Below are 22,054 nucleotides of genomic sequence, written 5' to 3'. Positions count from 1 at the left end.
TTGACAATTGTGCACGCTGTTGAGTTCTCAAGGATCGGCCGCACATCGCCCACCAGGCTTCCACCCAGCAGCTCGAGGCGCCTCGATGACTCCACCCATCCGCACCGCCGGGGGCTTCCCGTCGGCCTCGCCGAAGCGATGGAGTCCATCAGGCTGTGGGCGGAGAGTGGGGCTCTTGGAGCCTTTCTCATCCGCGGCGTCGCGCTGACAAGGGAAGACAGTACGTGGATCGACACGTGTTCGCAACTCACCCGAAACACACGGGCGTGTCGCGGTCCCCCCGGGGCTGTTCCGAGGGTCGGCGGGTCAGCCCGGCACGACGGCGGCGAGGTTCCGCTTGCCCCGTCGCAGCACGGCGAACCGGCCGTGGAGCAGGTCCGCCTCGGTCAGCACCGCGTCCTCGTCGTCCACCCGTCGGTTGTTGACGGACACCCCGCCCTGCGCGGCCGCGCGGCGTGCGTCGCTGTTGGACTTCGCCAGCCCCGAGGCCACGAGCAGCACGTCGAGCCGGTCCCCCACCGCGCCCGCGGCCCGCGGCAGCTCGGCGAGCGCGGCCTCAAGCGTGCCCTCGTCGATGCTGGCGAGGTCGCCGGTCCCGAACAGCGCCGCGGACGCGTCGCGCGCGGCGTCGGCGGCGGCGTCCCCGTGGACGAGGGCGGTCACCTCCCACGCGAGCCGGCGCTGCGCCTCCCGAGCTCCCGGCCGCTCGGTGCTGGTCCGTTCGAGGTCCTCGATCTCCTCCCGCGTCAGGAAGGTGAAGACCTTGAGCCGGCTCACGACGTCGGCGTCCGACGTGTTGAGCCAGAACTGGAAGAACGCGTACGGCGACGTCTGGGCCGGATCGAGCCAGACGGCGGTCCCCTCGCTCTTGCTGAACTTCCGGCCTTCGCTGTCCGTGATCAGCGGCGTCCCGATCGCGTGCACGGCCGCACCCTCCGCACGGCGGATGAGATCGATGCCGCTCGTGAGGTTCCCCCACTGGTCGCTGCCGCCCGTCTGCAGCACGCATCCGCGCGACCGGTAGAGCTCGAGGAAGTCGTAGCCCTGCAGGATCTGGTAGCTGAACTCCGTGTAGCTGATCCCGGCTTCCGAGTTCAGCCTCGCGGCCACGGCGTCCTTCTTGAGCATCGTGCCGATCCGGTAATGCTTGCCGATGTCCCTGAGGAAGTCGATCGCCGACAGCGGCGCGGTCCAGTCGAGGTTGTCGACCATCTCCGCGGCGGCCGGACCTTCGAAGTCGAGGAAGCGCTCGACCTGCGTCCGAACCGCGGCGACCCAGTCCGCCACGAGCTCCTTGGTGTGCAGCACCCGTTCGGACGACGGGCGAGGATCCCCGATCAGACCCGTGGAGCCGCCGACGAGCCCGAGGGGCCGGTGTCCCGCGAGCTGGAGACGTCGCAGCACCAGGAGCTGGGTCAGGTGACCGAGGTGCAGGCTCGGCGCGGTCGGGTCGAACCCGCAGTAGGCGGTGATCGGTCCCCCGGCGAGGGCCGCGGCGAGCGCCTCCTCGTCGGTCGAGACCTGGACGAGCCCGCGCCAGCGGAGCTCCTCCCACACGGACGGGAAGCTCGGATCGTTGTGCTGGCGGGCCAGCGCGGTCGGCGGCACGTCCCGACGCTAGCAGCCGGCCGCCTCGGGGCTCCGACGATCAAGCCGCGATGCTTGATCCAGCCGGAACAAGTCGCTAGGCTTGCGGGATGTTCGTGCTGACCGTCGACCAGGTCGACAGCCGCCACACGGCGACCGATGCGGTGGCCCCGATCCTCGCGGACCGGGACGCGTGGCGCGAGGCCGGCGCGGTGCTCGGCCCCGACCGCACGGCGGGCGACGAGTTCCAGGCGGTGTTCGAGGACGCCGGCGCCGCGCTCGAGGCGGCCCTGCGGCTGCGCCGCGACGGCGGCTGGAGCGTCGGGATCGGCGTCGGCGACGTGCGCTCCCCCCTCCCGGACACCACGGGCGAGGCGACGGGCACCGCGTTCCTCGCCGCCCGCGTCGCCGTCGAGGCGGCGAAGCGGGCACCGCACCGGCTCGCCGTGGTCGCGCCGGACGAGTCGGCCGCGACCGGCGTCACGGCGTTGATCGGGCTGCTGCTCGAGCTGCGCTCCCGCCGGTCCGCCGAGGGGTGGGAGGTGGCGGACCTCGCGGAGCAGGGCCTGACCCAGGCCGCCATGGCGGAGCGCCTCGGCGTCACCCCGCAGGCGATCAGCCTCCGCAGCCGCGCCGCCGGGGTGCGCCTGGACCGCGAGGCGGTCCCGGCCCTCGTGCGCGACCTGGCCGCGCTGCAGCCCGCCTGACGCCGGCGGCCGGAGCCGGACGTCCCGGGCTCCCCCTACGATCCTCCGGGTGAGCGTGTCCGGTCTCCTGCTCGTGCTCGGGTGGTTCCTGTTCGTGGTCTGCCCGATCGCCGCGGCCGTCGTCGCGGCGGTGGCGTGGCGCACGCGGGCCCGGGTGATGACGGTGCTCGCGGTGGCGCTGCTCGCCGTCACGCTCGTCGTCGCGGCGGTCCTGCCCGAGCCGGCGCCGGCCGTGGTCGTCGCGATCGCGGCGCTGGCCGCGCTCGTGATCGCCGTGACGGGCGGCAGCCCGGTCGTCCGGCTGCTGCTCGACCGCACGACGTTCGACGAGCAGGAGGGCGTGCACGGGGGCATCGTCGTCGGCGAGCGCGAGCTGCTGCGCGGCGGCGAGGTCATCGGCCTGCTCGAGCGGCTCGCGGTGGCGGGCGCGATCATGACCGGGTTCCCGGAGGCGCTGGCCGTGATCATCGCGATCAAGGGCGTCGGCCGCTTCACGGAGCTCGAGAACGGCGCGGTGCGGGAGCGCTTCATCGTCGGCACGCTCGGCAGCTGGATCTGGGCGGCCGCGGCCGCCGGCGTCGTCCTGCTGATCACCCGGTCCTGACGCGGCGCACGGCCGGCCGGTAGGCCGACACGGTCGGCTCGTCCGGCAGCCAGAACCGCCACGGGAAGGCGTCCGACCCGCCCGCTCCCGACACCCCCACCCGCGGCCCGGTGCGCACGTCGGCGGCGGGTGCGCCGAGCTCGAGGGCGAACGCCTCGTCGGCGAGCAGGTCCGCGCCGCCGTCGGCGAGCGCGATGCCGAGCGCGGACGCGAGGTTCGCCGGTCCCCTGGCGAGGTCCCGGGGCCGCACGCCGCGTCTGCGGCGGGCGGCGACCTCCTCCCCCGCGACGACCTCCCCCGCGCGCAGCAGGACGCCCGACGCGCTGCCGGGCGGGAGGCAGACGACGTTCGCGCAGGTGTGCATCCCGTAGGTGAAGTACGTGTAGAGCCGGCCGGCGTCGCCGAACATGACGTCGTTCCGCGGCGTCCTGCCGCGGTGCGCGTGGGAGCCCGGGTCCTCCCCCAGGCCGGAGTACGCCTCCACCTCGGTCAGCCGCACCGCGACCTCGCCGTCGGGCGTCCGGTGGGTCAGCACCGCGCCGAGCAGCAGCGGGGCGACCTCGACCGCGGGCGCCTCCAGCAGCCCGCGATCGGCCGCGGTGAGCGGCATCAGCGCGACGGCACCGCGAACAGGAAGCCGTGCGCGGCCGCGTAGACCAGGGCGAAGACGAGGATCGCGGCGGCGACGAGCACGACGCCGCGGATCACCCACGGGCTCGACCAGCGCCCGCCGTGCTCGGCCCCGTAGCGGCCGGTGCGGACGACCGCCCTGCGCTTCGGGGCCCTGGCGCTCACGGCAGCTCCCGCTTCGCGGCCCGCACCCGCTCGGTGAGGGAGGCGAGCTGCTGCCGCACCCGGTCCGGCGCGGTCCCGCTGACGCCGGTGCGGCTCGCGACCGAGCCCTCCGCCGTCAGCACCGAGCGCACGTCCGGCGTCAACGACGCGGACACCCGCTGCAGCTCCTCGTCGCTCAGCCCGCCCAGGTCGACGCCGCGCGCCTCCGCCGCGGCCACGAGGGCGCCGGTGATCTCGTGCGCGTCGCGGAAGGGCACGCCCTGCTTGACCAGCCACTCGGCCACGTCCGTCGCGAGCGAGTAGCCCTCCGGGGCGGAGGCGGCCATCCGCTCGGTGTCGAACCGCAGCGTGGCGACGAGCCCGGTCACCGCCGGCAGCAGGGTCTCGAGCGTCACGACCTGGTCGAAGACCGGCTCCTTGTCCTCCTGCAGGTCGCGGTTGTACGCGAGCGGAAGGCCCTTCAGCGTCGTCAGCAGCCCGGCCAGGTCGCCGACGAGGCGCCCCGCCTTGCCGCGCGCCAGCTCCGCGATGTCGGGGTTCTTCTTCTGCGGCATGATCGACGACCCCGTCGACCAGGAGTCGTGCAGCCGGGCGAAGCCGACGTCGCGGGTCGACCAGAGGATGACGTCCTCCGCCAGCCGCGACAGGTCGACGCCGATCATCGCCGCGACGAAGGCGAACTCCGCCACGACGTCGCGGGCGGCCGTGCCGTCCATGGAGTTCTCGACGGTGCGGGAGAAGCCGAGCAGCCGGGCGACGAGCGCGTCGTCGAGCCCGAGGCTCGACCCGGCGAGCGCCCCGGAGCCGTAGGGGGACGCGTCCGCGCGGCGGGCCCAGTCGCCGAGCCGTTCGAGGTCCCGCACGAGCGGCCACGCGTGCGCGAGGAGGTGGTGGGCGAGCAGCACCGGCTGCGCGTGCTGGAGGTGCGTGCGGCCGGGCAGGATCGCGCCGAAGGTCGCGTCCGCCTGCGCCGCGAGCGCGTCGACGAGGTCCACGAGCTGCAGGCCGACCACCCGCACGTGGTCGCGCAGGTAGAGCCGGATCAGGGTCGCGATCTGGTCGTTGCGGCTGCGGCCGGCGCGGAGGCGGCCGCCGACCTCCGGCCCGGCCTCCTGCAGCAGCGCCTGCTCGAGGACGGCGTGCACGTCCTCGTCGTCGGGGCCCGGCACGAGCGAGCCGTCCGTCACGCGCGCGTCGATCCGGTCGAGCGCGGCGACGAGCGCGGCGTGGTCCGCCTCGGAGAGGTGCCCGGCGGCGGCGAGCGCCTCCGCGTGCGCCTTGGAGCCGGCGATGTCGTAGCGGGCCAGCGCCCAGTCGAAGTGCGTCGACCGCGACAGCGCCTTCAGCGCGTCGGACGGCCCTTCCGCGAAGCGGCCGCCCCAGAGGGAGCCGGCGTTGGTGCCCGGGTGGTCGGTCATCTCGCGCGCCAGCCTAGGCCCGCTCGAGGAGCCAGATCAGGAGCGCCTTCTGGGCGTGCAGGCGGTTCTCCGCCTCGTCCCAGATCACGCTCTGCGGGCCGTCGATCACCTCGGGGGCCACCTCGTAGCCGCGGTCGGCGGGCAGGCAGTGGAGGAACAGCGCGTCCTCGGCGGCCCTGCCCATCAGCTCCGTCGTCACCTGGTACGGCGACAGCGCGTCGATGCGCACGGCCTTCTCGTCCTCGCGCCCCATCGACACCCAGGTGTCGGTGACGACGACGTCCGCGCCCGCGACCGCCTCGGCCGGGTCGTGCGTCAGCGCGACCGAGCCGCCGGTGGTCGCGGCGATGCGCCGCGCGTCCTCCACGACGGCCCCGTCCGGCGCGTACGCCTCGGGGAACGCGACCTTGACGTGCATGCCCGCGGTGGCGCCTGCGAGCAGGTAGCTGTGCACCATGTTGTCCGCGCCGTCGCCGACGAACGCGACCGTGAGGCCCGCGAGGCGCCCCTTGTGCTCGCGGATCGTCAGCAGGTCGGCGAGCAGCTGGCAGGGGTGGAAGGCGTCCGAGAGCGCGTTCACCACGGGGACCGTCGTGCCGGCGGCCATCTCCTCGAGGCCGGCCTGGCCGTAGGTGCGCCACACGATCGCGGACACCATGCGCTCGAGCACCCGGGCGGTGTCGGAGGGGGTCTCCTTGCCGCCGAGCTGGCTGTTCGCGGTGGAGATGACGAGCGGGCTGCCGCCGAGGTCGGCGATGCCGACCGCGAAGCTCACGCGGGTGCGGGTGGACGACTTGTCGAAGATGACCGCCACGGTCTGCGGGCCCTCGAGCGGGCGCCGGCCCCATCGGTCCGCCTTCACCTGCACGGCCAGGTCGAGGATCTCGGCCTGCTCGGCCGGGCTCAGGTCGTCGTCGCGGAGGAGGTGGCGGGTCATCGCTCAACGCTATTGGGCGGCGCGCTCCCGGCCGAATCGTGGGGTGCACGGGGTGATCTCGAGCCCCTCGCCCGGGAACACCGCCCGTGGGGCCCATCGCTCCGCTCGCACGTCGATCAGCGGGACGGGCGACCGCGTGCGCGCGCGGGTCAGGACGCGGCGAGGGCGGCGGCGAAGCGTTCGGTGAACGCCTCGACCTCCTCGTCGCCGACGATGAGCGGCGGCGCGATGCGGATCGAGGTCGGGTTGATCGGGTTGACGATGAGCCCGGCCTCGAGGGCGGCGGCGCCGATCGCGGGCGCGGCGCCGTCGGTGGTGCCGACGCCGATCAGCAGGCCGCGACCGCGCACCTCGGTGACGAGCGGCGAGCCCATCGCCTCGACGGCGGCACGGATCTGCTCGCCGCGGCGGGCCGCGTTGCCGACCAGGTCCGCGCGCTCGATCTCGCCGAGCACCGCGTTCGCGGCGGCCGTCGCGAGCGGGTTGCCGCCGAACGTGCTGCCGTGGTCGCCGCGCTGCAGCAGGCCGCTCGCGGCGCCGAAGGTCACCATCGCGCCGAGCGGCACCCCGCCCGCGATGCCCTTCGCCATGGTCACCGCGTCGGGCACCACGCCCTCGTGCTGGAAGTCGAACCACGCGCCGGTGCGCCCGAGCCCGGTCTGGATCTCGTCGATCACGAGCAGGGCGCCGGAGCGCTCCGTCAGCTCCCGCGCGGCGCGGAGGTAGCCGGCGGGCAGCGGGACCACGCCCGTCTCCCCCTTGATCGGCTCGACGATCAGCATCGCCACGTCGTCGCGGATCGCCTGCTCGAGCGCCTCGACCGTCGAGTCGATGTGCTCGACCCCCGCGGGCAGCGGCTCGAAGGGCCCCTGCAGGGCGGGCTTGCCGGTCAGCGCGAGCGCCCCCATGGTGCGGCCGTGGAAGGCGTTCTTCAGCGCGAGGATGCGCGGCCGGCCGGTGCGGCGGGCCAGCTTGAACGCGGCCTCGTTCGCCTCGGCGCCCGAGTTGCCGAAGTAGACGCGGCCGGCGTCGCCGGCGCCCGTGATCCGCTTCAGCCGCTCCGCCAGCTCGAGCTGCGAGGGGCTCGCGAAGTAGTTCGAGATGTGGACGAGCCGGCGCACCTGGTCCTCGACCGCCGCGACGACGACCGGGTGCGCGTGCCCGAGCGAGTTCACCGCGATGCCGCCGAGGAAGTCGAGGTACCGCGTGCCCTCGTCGTCCCACACCCAGCAGCCCTCGCCGCGGACGAGCAGGCGCAGCGGCGGCGCGTAGCTCGCCATCAGGTCGTGGGCGTGGCGCTGCCGCCAGTCCGTCTCCACCGCAGCGTCCGTCATGCCGGGACCACCTCCGTGCCGATGCCGCTGCCCGTGAACACCTCGAGCAGCACGGAGTGCGGCACGCGGCCGTCGATCACGGCCGCCTTCGGCACTCCGCCGACGACCGCTTCCAGGCACGCGGTCATCTTGGGGATCATGCCCGACTCGAGCGACGGCAGCATCGCCGTCAGCTCGGTCGTGGTGAGGCTGGAGACCAGGGAGTCGCGGTCCGGCCAGTCGGCGTACAGGCCCGGCACGTCGGTGAGCACGACGAGCTTCTCGGCGCCGAGGGCCACCGCGAGCGCCGCCGCGGCGCTGTCGGCGTTCACGTTGAGGGACTCGCCCGGCCGGTCGAGGTCGGGGGCGATGGTCGACACGACGGGGATGCCGCCGGCGTCGAGCTGCGCGAGCACCGCCGTCGGGTCGACCGCGACGACGTCGCCCACCTGCCCGAGGTCGACGGGCTCCCCGTCGACGACCGCGCCGCGGCGTCGGCCGCCGAACAGGCCGCCGTCCTCGCCGGAGATCGCGGTCGCGATCGGGCCGTGCAGGTTGATCGCCCCGACCAGGTCGCGGCTCACCTGCCCCGTCAGCACCATGCGGACGACGTCCATCACCTCGGGCGTCGTCACCCGGTAGCCGCCGCGGAACTCGCTCGTGATGCCGAGGCGCTCGAGCATCGCGGAGATCTGCGGGCCGCCGCCGTGCACGACGACGGGGCGGACGCCGACCGTGCGGAGGTAGACCACGTCCTTCGCGAAGGCCGCGGTGAGGGCGTCGTCCACCATGGCGTTGCCGCCGAACTTGATGACGACGACCCGCCCCGCGAAGCGGGTGATCCACGGCAGCGACTCGATGAGCACCGCTGCTTTCGCCGCGGCCTCCTCCGGCGTCGTCGTCTGGACGGGCAGCGCGGTCATGCGCGCGCCCCGAGGGGTGGTCTCGAGGCTCGCTGCGCTCGCACCTCGACCAGCGGAAGGGAGGTCACGAGGAGTACGCGCTGTTCTCGTGCACGTAGTCGTGGGTGAGGTCGTTGGTCCACACGGTGGCCGTCGCCTCGCCGGCGTGCAGGTCGATCACGACCGAGACCGCGCGGTCGGTGAGGTCGACGAGCGTGCGCGGCTGGTCCGGCTGCCCGGCGCGGCACACCTGCACGCCGTTCATGGCGACGTCGATGCCGAACGGGTCGAAGGCCGCCTGCGTCGTGCCGACCGCGGCGAGCACCCGGCCCCAGTTGGGGTCGTTGCCGAACACGGCCGCCTTGAACAGGTTGCTCCGCGCGACGGCGCGGCCGACCTCGACCGCGTCGTCCTCGTCCGCCGCGTTGCGCACCTCGATCGCGACGTCGTGCGCCGCGCCCTCCGCGTCGGACTGCAGCTGCAGCGCGAGGTCGCAGCACAGGTCGGTCAGCAGCGCCGTGAACTCGTCGAGGTCGGGGGCCACGCCGGAGGCGCCGGAGGCGAGCAGCGTCACCTGGTCGTTCGTCGACATGCAGCCGTCGGAGTCGAGGCGGTCGAACGTGACGCGGGTCGCGGAGCGCAGGGCGGCGTCGAGGTCCGCCGACTCCACGTCCGCGTCCGTCGTGATGACGACGAGCATGGTCGCGAGCCCGGGCGCGAGCATGCCGGCGCCCTTCGCCATGCCGCCGAGCGTCCAGCCGGTGCTCCCCCGCCGGACCGCCTGCTTCGGGCGGGTGTCCGTCGTCATGATGGCGCGGGCGGCCCGCCCGCCGCCGTCCTCCGCGAGCGAGGCGACGGCGCGGCCGACGCCGGCGACGACCTTCGTCGAGTCGAGCTGCTCGCCGATGAGGCCCGTGGAGCAGACGAGCACGTCGCCGGGCGACAGGTCGAGCGCGCGGCCCGCCGCCTCCGCCGTCTCGTGCACCACCTGGAAGCCGAGCATGCCCGTGTAGCAGTTGGCCCCGCCGGAGTTGAGGACGATCGCGGACACCACGCCGTCCTTGATCACCTCCTTGCTCCAGATGATCGGGTTCGCGGTGCAGCGGTTGCTCGTGAAGACCGCGGCGGCCGCCGCGGCCGGGCCGCGGTTGACGACGACGGCGAGGTCGGGCCCCTCGCCCGACCGCAGGCCCGCCTCGACACCGGCCGCCTCGAACCCTGCTGCTGCCGTGACGCTCATGGTGCCGTTCCGTCGATGGGGAGCCCTGCCGCCTCCGGCAGGCCGAGTGCGAGGTTCGCCGACTGGATCGCGGCCCCGGCCGTGCCCTTGACGAGGTTGTCGAGCGCGGCGACGACCACGAGCCGTCGGGCGGCCGTGTCGACCGCGAGGCCGAGCAGCAGCGTGTTCGCGCCGATCGCGTGCTCCACGGCGGGGAAGGACCCCGCGGGCAGCAGGTGCACGAACCGCTCGTCGCCGTACGCCTCGTCGTAGACGGCGCGGAGGCGCCGCTCGTCGGCGTCGGGGGCGAGCCGGGCCGTGCAGGTCGCGAGGATGCCGCGCGCCATCGGCACGAGCACCGGCGTGAAGGAGATGGAGCCGCGGACGCCGGTCACGAGCGCGAGGTTCTGCAGGATCTCGGGGGTGTGCCGGTGGACGCCGCCGACGGCGTACGCGTTCGCGGAGCCGAGCAGCTCGCTCGCCGAGAGGTCCGGCCGGGTCGAGCGCCCCGCGCCGGACGGGCCGACCGCGAGCACGGCGACGAGGTCCTCCTGCTCGACGAGCCCGGCCGCGACGGCCGGGGCGAGCGCGAGGCTGACCGCGGAGGCGTTGCAGCCGGGGGCGGCGATCCGCTTCGTGCCGGCGAGCGCCTCGCGCAGCCTGCCGCCCTCGGCGAGCAGCTCCGGGACGCCGTACGTCCACGCGCCGTGCCAGTCGCCCGGGTAGAACGCGCGCCAGTCCGCCTCGGACGCGAGCCGGTGGTCGGCGCCGGCGTCGACGACGAGCACGTCGTCGGGCAGCTGCTCGGCGATCGCGCCCGACTGGCCGTGCGGCAGCGCGAGGAACACCGCGTCGTGCCCCGCGAGCACCTCCGGCGTCGTGTCCTGGAACACGAGGTCGGCCGCGGAGCGGAGGTGCGGCTGCACCTCCCCCACCGTCCGGCCGACGGTCGAGCGCCCGGTGACGGTGGTCACCTCGAGCTCGGGGTGCTGCGCGATCAGCCGCAGCAGCTCCCCGCCGGCGTAGCCGCTCGCACCAGCGACGGCGACCCGGATGACCACCGTCCAACCCTACCGAGCCGCGCGGGCGCGGCTCCCGGGCGTCATCGGGCGAGGACCGCGGCGATCCGGGGTTCCCGGGCGGCGTCCGGCGCGATCGCCCCGGAGTCGCGGCAGGCTGTGCGCATGAAGCCCTACGAGGTCCGCGCCCCGCGGTCGGACGAGATCCGGCAGCTCGCCCGGCTGAAGATCGACTGGGCCCGGCTGGACCCGGCGCCGGACCGGGCCGCCGAGTGGGCCTACGCGGACGAGCTCGCCTCGTGGATGGACCGCATGGGCGACCGCATCGTCTGCCGGGTCGCGGTGATCGGCGACACCCTCGTCGGCATGGCCTGGCTGGTCGTCTTCGAGCGGGTGCCGGACTTCGAGCAGCGGAAGCGGCGCACCGGCGACCTGCAGAGCATCTACGTCGTCCCCTCGAAGCGCGGGCACGGCGTCGGCCGGGCGCTCGTCGAGGCGGTGTGCGCGGAGGCGGACCGGCGCGGGATCCCGCGGGTGACCGTGCAGTCGAACCGCAGCGGCATCGCGCTCTACGAGGCCTCGGGTTTCCGCGGCTCCGCCACCCTGCTGCACCGCGACGCGCCGACGGCGCCGACCCCGTAGGACCGGCGCCGTCGGGGCGCGCCTACTCGCGGAGGTGCGCGCCGGTGCGCTCCGCGGCGACGGCGACGCCCGCCTCCTTCGCCGCGGTCGCCTCGGCCGCGGTGAGGGTGCGGTCGGGGCTGCGGAACCGCAGCGCGAACGTCAGCGACTTCGTCCCCTCCGGCAGGCGGGGCCCCCGGTAGTCGTCGACGAGCGCGATCGACTCGAGCAGCGCGCCCGCGCCGGCGACGACCGCGTCGCGCACGTCGCCAGCGGGCACCGCCTCGGCGACGACGAGCGACACGTCCTGCGTCGCGGCGGGCATCGCGGAGATCGGCGCGACGTCCGGCGCGGTCGGCGCGGCCGCGACGAGCGCGTCGACGTCGAGCTCGACGGCGGCGACGCGGCCCGGCACGTCCTCGACCGAGCCGGGCAGCAGCTCGCCCGCGACGCCGACGACGACCTCGCCGACGAGCACCTCGGCGGCGCGGCCCGGGTGGTAGCCCGGCGGCGTCGCCTGGCGCAGGCGCACCGTCGTACCGACGGCCGCGGCGATCCGCGCGGCGACGTCGATCGCGTCGCGCCAGTCCACGGGCTCGGCGGCCGTGCCCGGCTGCTTGGCGACGCGGTCGCCGGTGAGCACGGCACCGACGTGGACGGGCTGCGGGGGGAGGTCGCCGAGCAGGCGCTCGAGCAGCTCCGGCGCCGGCCGCGCGCCGATGGGCGGCAGCTCGGCGGTGCCGTAGCCGACGCCCTCCGCGGGCAGGAAGACGAGCCCGATCTCGTACAGCGCCAGGTCCGTGAGGCCGCGCGCGCGGTTGCGCCGCACGGCGTCGAGCAGGCCCGGCAGCACCGAGCGGCGCAGCAGCGGCGCCGACGCGTCGAGCGGGTTCGCGACGCGCATCGACGGGCCGGGCGAGTAGACGGCCTGCTGGTCCGCCGACACGAGCGGGTACGACTGCACCTCCGTGCCGCCGGTCGCGGCGAGCACCGTGCCGATCGACCGGCGCAGGCGCTGCGGGCGCGTGAGGCCGCGCCCCGGCGGGGCGACGGGCAGCACCGAGGGGATGCGGTCGTACCCGACGATGCGGACGACCTCCTCGACGACGTCGACGGGCTCGAGCAGGTCCCGGCGCCACGACGGCGGGAGGACGAGCAGGCCCTCCTCCCCCGGCGCGACCGTGCAGCCGATCGCGCGGAGCGCGGCGACCGTCTCGGGCTCCGCGATCTCGGCACCGGTGCGGCGCAGCACGGCGAGCGCCGGCAGCAGCACCGGGGCGGGCGCCTGCGCGACGTCGTACCAGGTCTGGCCGGGGTCGGCGGTGCCGCCGGCGAGCTCGACGAGGAGGTCGACGGCCCGCTGCGCGGCGGCGCGGGCGACGGCCGGGTCGACGCCCCGCTCGAAGCGGCGGCTCGCCTCCGATGGCAGCCTGTGCCGGCGCGCGGTGCGGCCGATCGACACGGGGTCGAAGTTGGCGGCCTCGATCACCACGTCGACGGTCTCGTCGGAGATCTCGGTCGTCGCGCCGCCCATGACGCCGGCGAGGCCGATGGCGCCGCGGTCGTCGGTGATCACGAGGTCCTCGGCGTCGAGCACGCGCTGCTGGCCGTCGAGCGTCGTGAGGGGCTCGCCCGGCTTCGCGCGGCGGACGCCGAGGCCGCCCTGCAGCCGCGCCAGGTCGTAGCCGTGCAGCGGCTGCCCGATCTCGAGCATCACGTAGTTCGTGACGTCGACGGGCAGGGAGATGGAGCGGACGCCCGCGAGGCGGAGGCGGTTCGCCATCCACCGCGGCGTCGACGCGGTCGGGTCGATGCCGCGCACGACGCGCGTGACGAATACGGTGCAGCCCTGGCGGCCGCGGATCGGCGTCGCGTCCTCCACGGCGACCCGCACCGCGCCGTCGTCGGTCGACGGGGCCGCGACCTCGAGCGCCGGGTCGCGGAACGCGGCGCCCGTCGAGGCGCCGTACTCGCGGGCGATGCCGCGGATGGAGAGCGCGTAGCCGCGGTCGGGCGTGACGTTGATCTCGACCGCCGCGTCGTCGAGGCCGAGCAGCGCGATCGCGTCCGTGCCGACCTCGGGGTCGAGGCCGATCTCCGTCAGCCGCAGGATCCCCCCACCGGACAGGGGCGCAGTCTCCTCGGAGAGCCCGAGCTCGCGGGCGGAGGCGATCATGCCGTCGGAGACGTGGCCGTAGGTCTTGCGGGCCGCGATCGGGAACGGGCCGGGCAGGACCGCGCCGGGCAGGGTCACGACGACCTTGTCGCCCGGGTGGAAGTTGTCGGCGCCGCAGACGATGCCGCGCACCGCCTCCCCGCCGTCGGCCGCCCGCTGCCCGTCGGGCGCCACGCGCACGGAGCACCAGCGGATCGTCTTGCCGTTCTTCTGCGGCTCGGGCGTGAGCTCGAGCACCTCGCCGACGACGACGGGGCCGGAGAGCTCGCCGCCGTGGACGGTCTCCTCCTCGAAGCCGACGCGGACGAGCGCGGCGTGCAGCGCCTCCGGCGTGGTGCCCGCGGGGAGGTCGGCGTACTCCGCCAGCCAGGACAGGGGGATCCTCATCAGCGGGCCACCAGCCCCCACTGCCCGGAGAACCGGACGTCGCCCTCGATCATGTCGCGCATGTCGCTGAGTCCCTCCGCGAACTGGAGCGTCCGCTCGATGCCGAGCCCGAACGCGAACCCCTGGAACTCGTCCGGGTCGAGTCCCGCGGCGCGCAGCACGTTCGGGTGGACCATGCCGCAGCCGCCCCACTCGATCCACCGCGCGCCGCCCTTCGCGGTGGGGTGCCAGACGTCCATCTCCGCGGACGGCTCGGTGAACGGGAAGAAGTTCGGGCGGAGTCGGATCCGCGCGGCGTCGCCGAACATGCGGCGCGCGAGGTGCTCGAGCGTGCCGCGCAGGTGCGCCATGGTGAGGCCGCGGTCGATCGCGATGCCCTCGAACTGGTTGAAGACCGGCAGGTGCGTGGCGTCGATCTCGTCCGTCCGGTAGACGCGGCCGGGCGCCAGCACGTACAGCGGCGCGCCGCGCTCGAGCAGCGACCGCACCTGCACCGGGGAGGTTTGCGTGCGCATCACGAGGTGCGCGCCGACGGGCTCGACGAACAGCGTGTCCTGCGGGCTGCGCGCCGGGTGGTCGGGGTCGATGTTCAGCGCGTCGAAGTTGAACCACTCGTGCTCGAGCTCGGGGCCGCCCGCGACCTCCCAGCCCATCGCGACGAACACGTCCTCGACCGTCTCCCGCACGATCGTCAGCGGGTGCCGGGCACCCGGGCGCTGCCGGACCGGGGCGGCGGTCACGTCGACGCGCTCCGCCTCGAGGCGGGCGGCCTGCTCCGCCTCGGCGAGCACCGCCTCGCGCGCGGCGACCGCCGCGTTCACGCGGCCGCGCGCCTGGCCCACGAGCTTCCCGGCGGCGGGCTTCTCGGCGGGCTGCAGGTCGCGCAGCCCCGCGTTCAGCCGGGCGAGGGCCGAGCCCTCCCCGGTGTGGGCGATGCGGGCGGACTTCAGGGCGGCGGTGTCGGCCGCCGCGTCGATCGCGGCGAGCGCCGCCTCGACCGCGGCGGACACCGACTCCTCGGTGGGCTGGGCGTCGGACACGGACGACGATCCTACGGATCCGGGACCGGACGCCGATCCGGCCCCCGTCCGCGGGCGGGACCGGCGTGTCGGCTCCACGGGCCGGATCGCGCTCGACAATCTGCGCATCGTGGCCGCTCCGAACGACCAGACATGCTGATCTCGCGACCGACCGTCGGACCGTCCGCGACCGCGTTCGCCCGCAGCCCGCTGCCGCCCGCCGTGCTGCTCACCCGGATCGCCGACTACCCGATCCCGGACATGTTCGTCGGCTGGCGCATGTTCCCGGCGGTGACGGCCGTGGACGACGAGACCTGGGACCACGTCGGCGCGGCCCGCGTCCACCGGCTCGCCGACGGCGGTCAGGTGCTCGAGACGATGGTCGAGCACGTGCCGGGCCACGGCTTCGCCTACGAGCTGACCGGCTTCACCGACGTGTTCGGGAAGCTCGTCCACGGCGTGCGGGGCGAGTGGTCGGTCTCGCCCGACGGCGACGGCTCCCTCGCGCGCTGGACGTGGGAGTTCGCCCCCCGCCGGTTCCGCCGCACCCTGATGGCCCTCGTCGTCGGCCCGCTGTGGGGCGTCTACATGCGCCGGATGATCGCGGCCGTCACCGCGGCCGTGTCGCAGGAGCCCGCTCCCCGCGCCTGAGCCGCGCATCCGCTTGACTGCTGCCCGTGACGGTCGTCGTCCTGGGGCTCGTCTCCGCGCTGCTCTACGGCGTCTCCGACTTCTTCGGCGCGGTCGCCTCGCGGGCGCGGCCGGCGACCGACGTCGCGTTCGCCGCGCTCGTCGTGGCCGCGATCGCGGTGCTGCCGGCCTTCGCGGTCGTCGACTCCGCCTGGTCGGTCTCTGCAGTCGTGCTCGGCGCGCTCGCGGGCGCCGCCGCGGGGCTCGGCGTGCTCCTGCTCTACGCGGCCCTCGCCGCGGGGCCGGTCGGCTTCGTCTCCCCCGTCGTCGCGCTGATGAGCGCGGTGCTGCCCGCGCTCTACGCCTTCGCCACCGGCGAGGCGCCGAGCCGCGGCTCCATGCTGGCGCTCGCCGCGGTCGTGCTCGGCGGCGTGCTGATCGGCCTCGAGCCGGACGCCGGCCTGCGCCCGCACCGCCGCACCGTGCTGCTCACGCTCGTGACGGGGATCGTGTACTCGGCGTACTTCGTGTTCATGGACGCGACGCCGGAGGACTCCGGCGCCGTGCCGATGCTCTCGGACTCGGTCGCCGCGGTGGTCGCGGTCGGCCTGGTCCTGCTCGCTCGTCGGCGGCGGGAGGGGCCGGTGCGGCGGCCGACGGGCCGGGAGGCCGCGCTCATGGTCGCGGCGGGCGCGACGCAGGGCGTCGCGACCGTCCTGCTCGTCGTCGCCCTCCACCTGCCCGGGCTCGCGATCGTCGCGGCGCTCTCCGCGCTCTACCCCGTGACCACGGTGGGCCTGGCGGTGCTCGTGCTGCACGAGCGGGTCCGCGTGCGGCACGCCGTCGGCCTCGCGGTCGCCGTGCTCGGCGTCGCCGGGCTGGCGCTCACCCGCGGCTGACGCCGGGTCCGGGCCGGGTTCAGAGCGCGGCGGCCTTCGCGAGCAGGACCGCGCGGATCCGCTCGTTCGCCGTCAGGGCCGCCGCCGCCGCGAGCGCGGCGGTCGCCTCCTCCCGCCGGCCGAGCCGGGCGAGGAGCTCCCCGCGGACGCTCGGGACGAGGTGGCTGCCGCGCAGGGCGCCCTCCGCGACGAGCGCGTCGACCGCGGCGAGCCCGGCCGCCGGACCGTCCGCCATGGCGAGCGCGACCGCCCGGTTCAGGCGGACGACGGGGTTCGGCGACAGCGCCGCGAGCGCGTCGTAGAGGCGGACGATCCCGGGCCAGTCGGTGGCGGCGACGGAGGGGGCGACGGCGTGCCGCTCCGCGATCGCCGCCTGCAGGGCGAAGGGGCCCCGACCGCGACCGATCGCGTCGGCGCGCTCCAGCGCCGCGCGCCCGCGCCCGATCTGCGCCCGGTCCCAGCGGCTCCGGTCCTGGTCCTCGAGCAGCACCGGTCCGCCGTCCGGCCCGCGCCGAGCGGCGAACCGGGACGCCTGCAGCTCCATCAGGGCCAGGAGGCCGAGCACCTCCGGCTCCCGCGGCAGCAGGCGTCCCAGCACGCGGCCGAGCCGGAGCGCCTCCTCCGCGATCTCCGGCCGCATCCACTCCGCGCCGGACGTCGCCGCGTAGCCCTCGGTGAAGAGCAGGTGGACGACGCCGAGCACGCCCGCGAGCCGGTCGCTCCACTCCGCCGGGTCGGGCGTCGCGAAGGGCACGCCGGCCAGGGCCTTCTTGGCGCGGGTGATCCGCGCCTGCACGGTCGGCACGGGCACGAGCAGCAGGCGGGCGAGCTGCTCCGTGGTCAGCCCGTTCACGACCCGCAGGGTCAGGGCGACCTGCGACTCGCGCGACAGCGCCGGGTGGCAGGCGGTGAGCACGAGGCGGAGCACGTCGTCCGCGACCGGCTCCCACTCCGGGTCGGCCGCGTCCGCCAGGTCCGCGGCCATCGCCCGGTACCGGTCGTCCAGGCGCTCGCGCCGCCGCCAGCCGTCGATCGCCCTGCGCTTCGCCACCGCCGTGAGCCACGCGCCGGGGTTGCGCGGCGTGCCGACCGACGGCCACTGCTCGAGCGCCTCGACCAGCGCCTCCTGCGCGAGGTCCTCCGCGAGGCCGAGGTCGCCCGTCATCCGCGCCAGCGTCGCGACGATGCGCGCGCTCTCGATGCGCCAGACCGCCTCGACCGCGCGGACGGCGCCGACCCCCGCGGCCGCGTTCACCGCCCGGCGCGCCGAGCCTCCTCCTCGCGCCAGCCGACCTCCTTCTGCAGGTACTCGTTGTCCTCGTGGCCCGCGAAGTCGCTCTCGTCGGTCACGCGCCGGACCTCGATCTTGTTGCCCGCCGTCAGGGGCGCGCGCTTCGCCCACTCGACGGCCTCCTCCTTCGTGGCCGCCTGGATCGTCCAGAAGCCGTTGAAGAGCTCGTGCGCCTCGCCGTAGGGGCCGTCGGACACGATCGGCGCCTCGCCGGTGAACTCCACGACGGCGCCCTGCGCGGCGTCGGAAAGCCCCTCGCCGGCCAGCAGCACGCCGGCCTCGATCATCGCCTCGTTGTACTTCCCCATCGCCGTGATGACGGCGTCGAAGTCCATCTCCTCGAACGACTGCACCGACCCGCTGCTGCGCATGATCAGCATGTACTTCGCCATGGTGTCCTCCCGGACGCGTCCTGGGGCGCCCTCTGCGCCTCCCTGCCTACACGTCGAACGGGGATCGCGGGGATCGACATCGCGTTCGGGTGGTCTCGGCACGGGCGCGGAGCGCCCGGCTCGACCACCGATCGAGCCGGGCGCCGCGCGCCCGGCTCGACCGCCGCGAGGGGTCAGGCGCGGTGGCGGAAGGCGGAGGCGTAGAGGCAGACGGCCGCGGCGGTGCCGAGGTTGAGCGACTCGGCGGCACCGTAGATCGGCACGGCGACGGTGCGGTCCGCGAGGGCGCGGGCCGCCGCCGAGAGCCCGTGGGCCTCGTTCCCGAACAGCCACGCGGTCGGGCCGGACAGGTCGGCCCCCGGCAGCGGCTCGCCGTGCATGTCGGCGGCGAGCAGGGCCAGCCCAGCGCCGCGCACGGCGTCGGCCGCGGCGCCGAGCGGGACGCGGGTGGCGACCCGGAGGTGGAACAGGGAGCCGGTCGTGGCGCGCACGACCTTCGGGTTGTACGGGTCCACCGAGCTGCCGGTGAGGATCACCGCGTCGGCGCCCGCGGCGTCCGCGACGCGGATGATCGTGCCCGCGTTGCCGGGGTCGCGCACGTCGTCGAGCACCACGACGAGCCGGGCGCCCTCCTCGAACAGGTCCCGCAGCCGCACCGGGGTCTGGTGCGCGACCGCGAGCACGCCCTGCGGCGTGCGGGTGTCCGCCATCGCCGCCAGCGCGGCGTCGCTCGCGAACTCCACGTCGATGCCCGCGTCCGACGCCGCCTTCGCGAGGTCGGGGTGCCGCTCGAAGCCGTCGGAGGTGAAGTAGAGCTCCTCGACGGTCTCCGCCGCGGAGGCGAGCAGCTCGCGGACGACCTGCGGGCCCTCCATCAGGGCGAGCCCGGTCTCCTCCCGCTCCGCGCGCTGCTTCAGGCGCGCGACGCGCTTCACGGTGGTGTTCTTGGTGCTCTCGATCACGGGGTCTCCAGTCGGGGTCGTGGTCCCGGCCGTCGCCGGACGCAGAACGAGCCCGGCCGTGCGGCCGGGCTCGTTCGTGGTGGTGCTGCGCTCAGGCGGTGACGGCGGGCGCCGACGTGTCGGCCGGCAGCGCGGCCTTCGCGGTGGCGACCAGGCCGGCGAACGTCGCCGGCTCGTTGACCGCGAGCTCCGCGAGGATGCGGCGGTCGACCTCGACACCGGCCAGGTTCAGGCCCTGGATGAACCGGTTGTAGGTGAGGCCGTTCGCACGCGAGGCCGCGTTGATCCGCTGGATCCAGAGACGGCGGAAGTCGCCCTTCTTCTGGCGGCGGTCGCGGTACGCGTAGACGAGGGAGTGGGTGACCTGCTCCTTCGCCTTGCGGTAGAGGCGGGACCGCTGACCGCGGTACCCCTCGGCGCGCTCGAGGACGACCCGACGCTTCTTCTGCGCATTGACGGCGCGCTTGACCCTGGCCATTGCTTACTCCTTCAGGCTCTCGTCGGGCTTACTTGCCGAGCATCTTCTTGATCTGCTTCGCCTGGGGCGCAGCGACCTCGGCGTCTCCCGTGATGCGGCGGGTGAACCGGCTCGACTTGTTCTCGAGGTTGTGGCGCTTGCCGGCCTGGGCCTTCATGACCTTGCCGCTGCCGGTGATCTTGAACCGCTTCTTGGCACCGGAGTGCGTCTTCTGCTTCGGCATCACTGCTCCTGGGATGTCGGGGCGTCCTCGGCATCGGTGGATGCCGGGTTGTTCTGGTTCCGGGCGGCGGCGCGCTTCGCGTTCTGCTCCGCCTTCGCGTCGACCTTGCTCTTGATCGGGCCGATGACCATGACCATGTTGCGACCGTCGATCGTGGGGTTGGACTCCACGTTGCCGAACTCGCGCACGTCCTCCGCGAACCGGGCGAGCAGGCGCACGCCCTGGTCGGGGCGGGACTGCTCGCGGCCGCGGAACAGGATCATCGCCTTGACCTTGTCGCCGTCCTTGAGGAAGCCCTCGGCGCGCTTGCGCTTGGTCTCGTAGTCGTGCGAGTCGATCTTCAGGCGGAAACGGACCTCCTTGAGGACCGTGTTGGCCTGGTTGCGCCGGGCCTCCTTGGCCTTCTGCGCCGTCTCGTACTTGAACTTCCCGTAGTCCATGATCTTGACCACCGGGGGACGGGAGTTCGGCGCGACCTCGACGAGGTCGAGGTCCGCCTCACGGGCCAGCCGGAGGGCGGTCTCGATGGGGACGACGCCGACCTGCTCGCCGGCGGGGCCGACGAGTCGGACCTCCGGGACGCGGATCTTGTCATTGGTACGGGGATCGCTGATGCGTTGCTCCAAACAGTCGGTTGAGGGGTCGGCGCGGGACGCGCTTCCCCAGGGTTCAACCGGCGGACGCACAGAACGATTCCGCGGCTCCGCCCCGGGACACCGGTCCGGACACCGCTCTCGCACCCCTGCTCCCCGGATCACCGGAGGGAGGTGCTTCGACCTCGTCGCCCTTCGAGAAGGCGGGCGGGAGGTGGGATCGCTCCACTTGTACGCCGGGTCGAAGCCCGGAACCGCAGCATCGTACCAGGAACGCGGACCGGGCGCCCGGCCCGGGAGAATGCTGCGGTGACCGACTACCGCTACTCCCCCGACGACGCCCCCGGCGAGGCCGAGGCGGCCGACTCCCCCGACGAGCTGGCCGACGCGACGCGGGACATCGCGGACGTGCCCGCGGTCGAGGTGATCGGCGCGGCGGCCGTGCACCTCATGAGCGCCGCGGCCGTGAAGTGCGGCCTCGCCGACGACCCGGCCGCGCAGACCGACCTCGACGAGGCGCGGAAGCTCATCACCGCGCTCGCCGGCCTCATCACCGCGGCGGCGCCCGAGATCAGCGACTCGCACGCACGCCCCCTGCGCGACGGGCTGCGCACGCTGCAGCTCGCCTTCCGCGAGGCCTCGACCGTGCCGGACCCGGTCGGCAAGGGCCCGGGCGAGAAGTGGACCGGCCCCGTCACCTGATGCCCGCGTGACGCGGTGGTCTCGAGGCTCGCTGCGCTCGCACCTCGACCAGCGGGGCCGGGCGGGATGCGAGCGCAGCGGGACCGAGCAGGCGGCGGGTCAGACTGCGGCGAGGGCGCGCTCGGCGGGCGGAACCCAGCCGATGGCGGGCGCGACGTGCTTCGCGATCGTCTCGAGCAGGCGGGCGTTGTACTCGACGCCGAGCTGGTTCGGGATCGTGAGCAGCAGGGTGTCGGCGGCTTGGACGGCCGCGTCCTGCGCCAGCTCCTCCGCCAGCCGGTCCGGCTCCCCTGCGTAGGTCTTGCCGAAGCGGGCGTAGCCGCCGTCGAGGTAGCCGACCTGGTCGTCGGAGCCCTGCTCGCCGCCGAAGTAGAGGCGGTCGACGTCGGTCGTGATCGGCATGACGCTGCGGCTCACGGACACCCGCGGCTCCCAGTCGTGGCCGGCCGCCTTCCAGGCGTCCCGGTAGACCTGGATCTGCTCCGCCTGCAGCTCGTCGAAGGGCACGCCCGTGTCCTCGGTGAGCAGCGTCGACGACTGCATGTTCAGCCCCTGCTCCGCGACCCAGGTCGCGGTCGCCCGGGTGCCGCTGCCCCACCAGATCCGCCGCGCGAGGCCCGGCGACTGCGGCTGCACGGCGAGCGCCTGCGAGACGCCGGTCATCCGCGGGTCGGACGCGACCACGCCGGCCCCGTCGATCGCCGCCATGAACACCTCGAGCTTGTGGCGCGCGAGGTCGGCGTCGCTCATCCCCTCGGGCGGCACGAACCCGAACGCGTGGGCGCCGTTCAGCGCCGGCTCGGGTGAGCCGCGGCTCACGCCGAGCTGCAGCCGGCCGCCGGAGATCTGGTCGGCGACGCCCGCCTCCTCCGCCATGTAGAGCGGGTTCTCGTAGCGCATGTCGATCACGCCGGTGCCGAGCTCGATGCGGCTCGTGCGCGCGGCCATCGCCGCGAGCAGCGGGAAGGGCGCCGAGAGCTGCGGTGCGAAGTGGTGGACCCGGACCGACGCGTTGTCGATGCCGATCTCCTCCGCCGCGACCGCGAGCTCGATCGTCTGCAGCAGGGTGTCCTTCGCCGTCGGGGTGCTCGACCCGCGGGCCGGGCCCCAGTGGCCGAAGGAGAGGAAGCCGATGCGCTTCGTAGACATGTCAACCACTGTACCCCTTGCCGCCGCCCAG

24 protein-coding genes are annotated in these 22,054 nt (G+C 74.7%); 6 read left to right on the top strand and 18 right to left on the bottom strand.

The features are described from left to right. Positions 1-306: 306 nt before the first annotated feature. Entirely contained in the window at positions 307-1,608 is a 1,302-nt protein-coding gene (gene tyrS, locus D1781_RS07915) for a tyrosine--tRNA ligase (RefSeq protein WP_119481630.1), read from the bottom strand. An 89-nt stretch (positions 1,609-1,697) separates the two neighbouring features. On the opposite strand from tyrS, the gene D1781_RS07910 reads away from it, so the two are divergent. Continuing rightward, complete coding sequence (locus D1781_RS07910; RefSeq protein ID WP_119481629.1) at positions 1,698-2,294, top strand: DNA-binding protein; 597 nt, start codon at positions 1,698-1,700, stop codon at positions 2,292-2,294. A gap of 49 nt (positions 2,295-2,343) precedes the next feature. Continuing rightward, positions 2,344-2,898, top strand: a complete 555-nt coding sequence (locus D1781_RS07905; RefSeq protein WP_119481628.1) for a hypothetical protein — start codon at positions 2,344-2,346, stop codon at positions 2,896-2,898. Here the strand turns inward: D1781_RS07905 and D1781_RS07900 are convergent. The 8 genes from D1781_RS07900 to argC form a co-directional block, all read right to left on the bottom strand. Further along, a complete protein-coding gene (locus D1781_RS07900; protein WP_119481627.1) occupies positions 2,885-3,508 on the bottom strand; it encodes a DNA-3-methyladenine glycosylase in 624 nt (207 codons plus the stop codon). The two genes, D1781_RS07905 and D1781_RS07900, sit on opposite strands and share 14 nt — an antisense overlap. After that, positions 3,508-3,693, bottom strand: coding sequence for a hypothetical protein (locus tag D1781_RS07895; protein ID WP_119481626.1), 186 nt, complete (start codon positions 3,691-3,693; stop codon positions 3,508-3,510). Before D1781_RS07895 ends, D1781_RS07900 begins: the two co-directional genes overlap by 1 nt. Further along, the gene (gene argH, locus D1781_RS07890) at positions 3,690-5,111 is read right to left on the bottom strand and encodes an argininosuccinate lyase (protein ID WP_119481625.1); all 1,422 of its coding nucleotides are present in this window, start codon (positions 5,109-5,111) and stop codon (positions 3,690-3,692) included. Before argH ends, D1781_RS07895 begins: the two co-directional genes overlap by 4 nt. Before the next feature lie 13 nt (positions 5,112-5,124). After that, the gene (argF, locus tag D1781_RS07885) at positions 5,125-6,048 is read right to left on the bottom strand and encodes an ornithine carbamoyltransferase (RefSeq protein WP_119481624.1); all 924 of its coding nucleotides are present in this window, start codon (positions 6,046-6,048) and stop codon (positions 5,125-5,127) included. A 149-nt stretch (positions 6,049-6,197) separates the two neighbouring features. Further along, entirely contained in the window at positions 6,198-7,382 is a 1,185-nt protein-coding gene (locus D1781_RS07880) for an acetylornithine transaminase (protein ID WP_119481623.1), read from the bottom strand. Beyond that, a complete protein-coding gene (argB, locus tag D1781_RS07875; protein WP_119481622.1) occupies positions 7,379-8,284 on the bottom strand; it encodes an acetylglutamate kinase in 906 nt (301 codons plus the stop codon). The genes D1781_RS07880 and argB overlap by 4 nt, the downstream gene beginning before the upstream one ends. Before the next feature lie 64 nt (positions 8,285-8,348). Then, positions 8,349-9,503 (bottom strand): bifunctional glutamate N-acetyltransferase/amino-acid acetyltransferase ArgJ, encoded by a 1,155-nt coding sequence (gene argJ, locus D1781_RS07870; RefSeq protein ID WP_119481621.1) that lies wholly within the window; start codon positions 9,501-9,503, stop codon positions 8,349-8,351. Then, on the bottom strand, positions 9,500-10,543 hold the full coding sequence (gene argC, locus D1781_RS07865; RefSeq protein WP_119481620.1) for an N-acetyl-gamma-glutamyl-phosphate reductase: 1,044 nt from the start codon (positions 10,541-10,543) through the stop codon (positions 9,500-9,502). The genes argJ and argC overlap by 4 nt, the downstream gene beginning before the upstream one ends. A 123-nt stretch (positions 10,544-10,666) precedes the next feature. On the opposite strand from argC, the gene D1781_RS07860 reads away from it, so the two are divergent. Beyond that, the gene (locus tag D1781_RS07860; protein WP_147392054.1) at positions 10,667-11,143 is read left to right on the top strand and encodes a GNAT family N-acetyltransferase; all 477 of its coding nucleotides are present in this window, start codon (positions 10,667-10,669) and stop codon (positions 11,141-11,143) included. A 22-nt stretch (positions 11,144-11,165) separates the two neighbouring features. Here the strand turns inward: D1781_RS07860 and pheT are convergent, their stop codons facing one another. Together pheT and pheS are read right to left on the bottom strand one after the other, a co-directional pair. Beyond that, complete coding sequence (gene pheT, locus D1781_RS07855) at positions 11,166-13,685, bottom strand: phenylalanine--tRNA ligase subunit beta (RefSeq protein WP_119481618.1); 2,520 nt, start codon at positions 13,683-13,685, stop codon at positions 11,166-11,168. Continuing rightward, positions 13,685-14,725, bottom strand: coding sequence for a phenylalanine--tRNA ligase subunit alpha (gene pheS / locus D1781_RS07850; RefSeq protein ID WP_119481617.1), 1,041 nt, complete (start codon positions 14,723-14,725; stop codon positions 13,685-13,687). Before pheS ends, pheT begins: the two co-directional genes overlap by 1 nt. 132 nt (positions 14,726-14,857) lie before the next feature. On the opposite strand from pheS, the gene D1781_RS07845 reads away from it, so the two are divergent. Then, a complete protein-coding gene (locus D1781_RS07845) occupies positions 14,858-15,355 on the top strand; it encodes an SRPBCC family protein (RefSeq protein ID WP_119481616.1) in 498 nt (165 codons plus the stop codon). Between the two features lie 26 nt (positions 15,356-15,381). Beyond that, positions 15,382-16,233 (top strand): DMT family transporter, encoded by an 852-nt coding sequence (locus tag D1781_RS07840; RefSeq protein ID WP_119481615.1) that lies wholly within the window; start codon positions 15,382-15,384, stop codon positions 16,231-16,233. Positions 16,234-16,252: 19 nt separating this feature from the next. On the opposite strand, the gene D1781_RS07835 is transcribed toward D1781_RS07840, so the two are convergent. The 6 genes from D1781_RS07835 to infC all read right to left on the bottom strand — a co-directional run bounded on the left by D1781_RS07835 (position 16,253) and on the right by infC (position 20,205). Further along, positions 16,253-17,488: an RNA polymerase sigma factor gene (locus D1781_RS07835; RefSeq protein WP_199706432.1), complete on the bottom strand. Its 1,236-nt coding sequence runs from the start codon at positions 17,486-17,488 to the stop codon at positions 16,253-16,255. Further along, positions 17,485-17,916 (bottom strand): YciI family protein, encoded by a 432-nt coding sequence (locus D1781_RS07830; protein ID WP_119481614.1) that lies wholly within the window; start codon positions 17,914-17,916, stop codon positions 17,485-17,487. Before D1781_RS07830 ends, D1781_RS07835 begins: the two co-directional genes overlap by 4 nt. Before the next feature lie 173 nt (positions 17,917-18,089). Further along, a complete protein-coding gene (locus tag D1781_RS07825; protein ID WP_119481613.1) occupies positions 18,090-18,878 on the bottom strand; it encodes a TrmH family RNA methyltransferase in 789 nt (262 codons plus the stop codon). Between the two features lie 91 nt (positions 18,879-18,969). Further along, entirely contained in the window at positions 18,970-19,356 is a 387-nt protein-coding gene (rplT, locus tag D1781_RS07820; RefSeq protein WP_119481612.1) for a 50S ribosomal protein L20, read from the bottom strand. A 28-nt stretch (positions 19,357-19,384) separates the two neighbouring features. Continuing rightward, complete coding sequence (rpmI, locus tag D1781_RS07815) at positions 19,385-19,579, bottom strand: 50S ribosomal protein L35 (protein WP_119481611.1); 195 nt, start codon at positions 19,577-19,579, stop codon at positions 19,385-19,387. Then, positions 19,579-20,205 carry a translation initiation factor IF-3 gene (infC, locus tag D1781_RS07810; protein WP_233551087.1) on the bottom strand — a complete coding sequence of 209 codons (627 nt, stop codon included), beginning with the start codon at positions 20,203-20,205 and terminating at the stop codon, positions 19,579-19,581. The genes rpmI and infC overlap by 1 nt, the downstream gene beginning before the upstream one ends. A gap of 345 nt (positions 20,206-20,550) precedes the next feature. On the opposite strand from infC, the gene D1781_RS07805 reads away from it, so the two are divergent. After that, on the top strand, positions 20,551-20,874 hold the full coding sequence (locus D1781_RS07805) for a DUF1844 domain-containing protein (protein ID WP_119481812.1): 324 nt from the start codon (positions 20,551-20,553) through the stop codon (positions 20,872-20,874). Between the two features lie 99 nt (positions 20,875-20,973). On the opposite strand, the gene D1781_RS07800 is transcribed toward D1781_RS07805, so the two are convergent. Further along, entirely contained in the window at positions 20,974-22,023 is a 1,050-nt protein-coding gene (locus tag D1781_RS07800) for an LLM class flavin-dependent oxidoreductase (RefSeq protein ID WP_119481609.1), read from the bottom strand. Between the last annotated feature and the right edge of the window lie 31 nt (positions 22,024-22,054).

The sequence above is a fragment of the Amnibacterium setariae genome (assembly GCF_003581425.1).
Lineage (GTDB): Bacteria > Actinomycetota > Actinomycetes > Actinomycetales > Microbacteriaceae > Amnibacterium > Amnibacterium setariae.
Note: the sequence above shows the minus strand (reverse complement) of the source record. Positions and strands in the feature narration are given on the sequence as shown.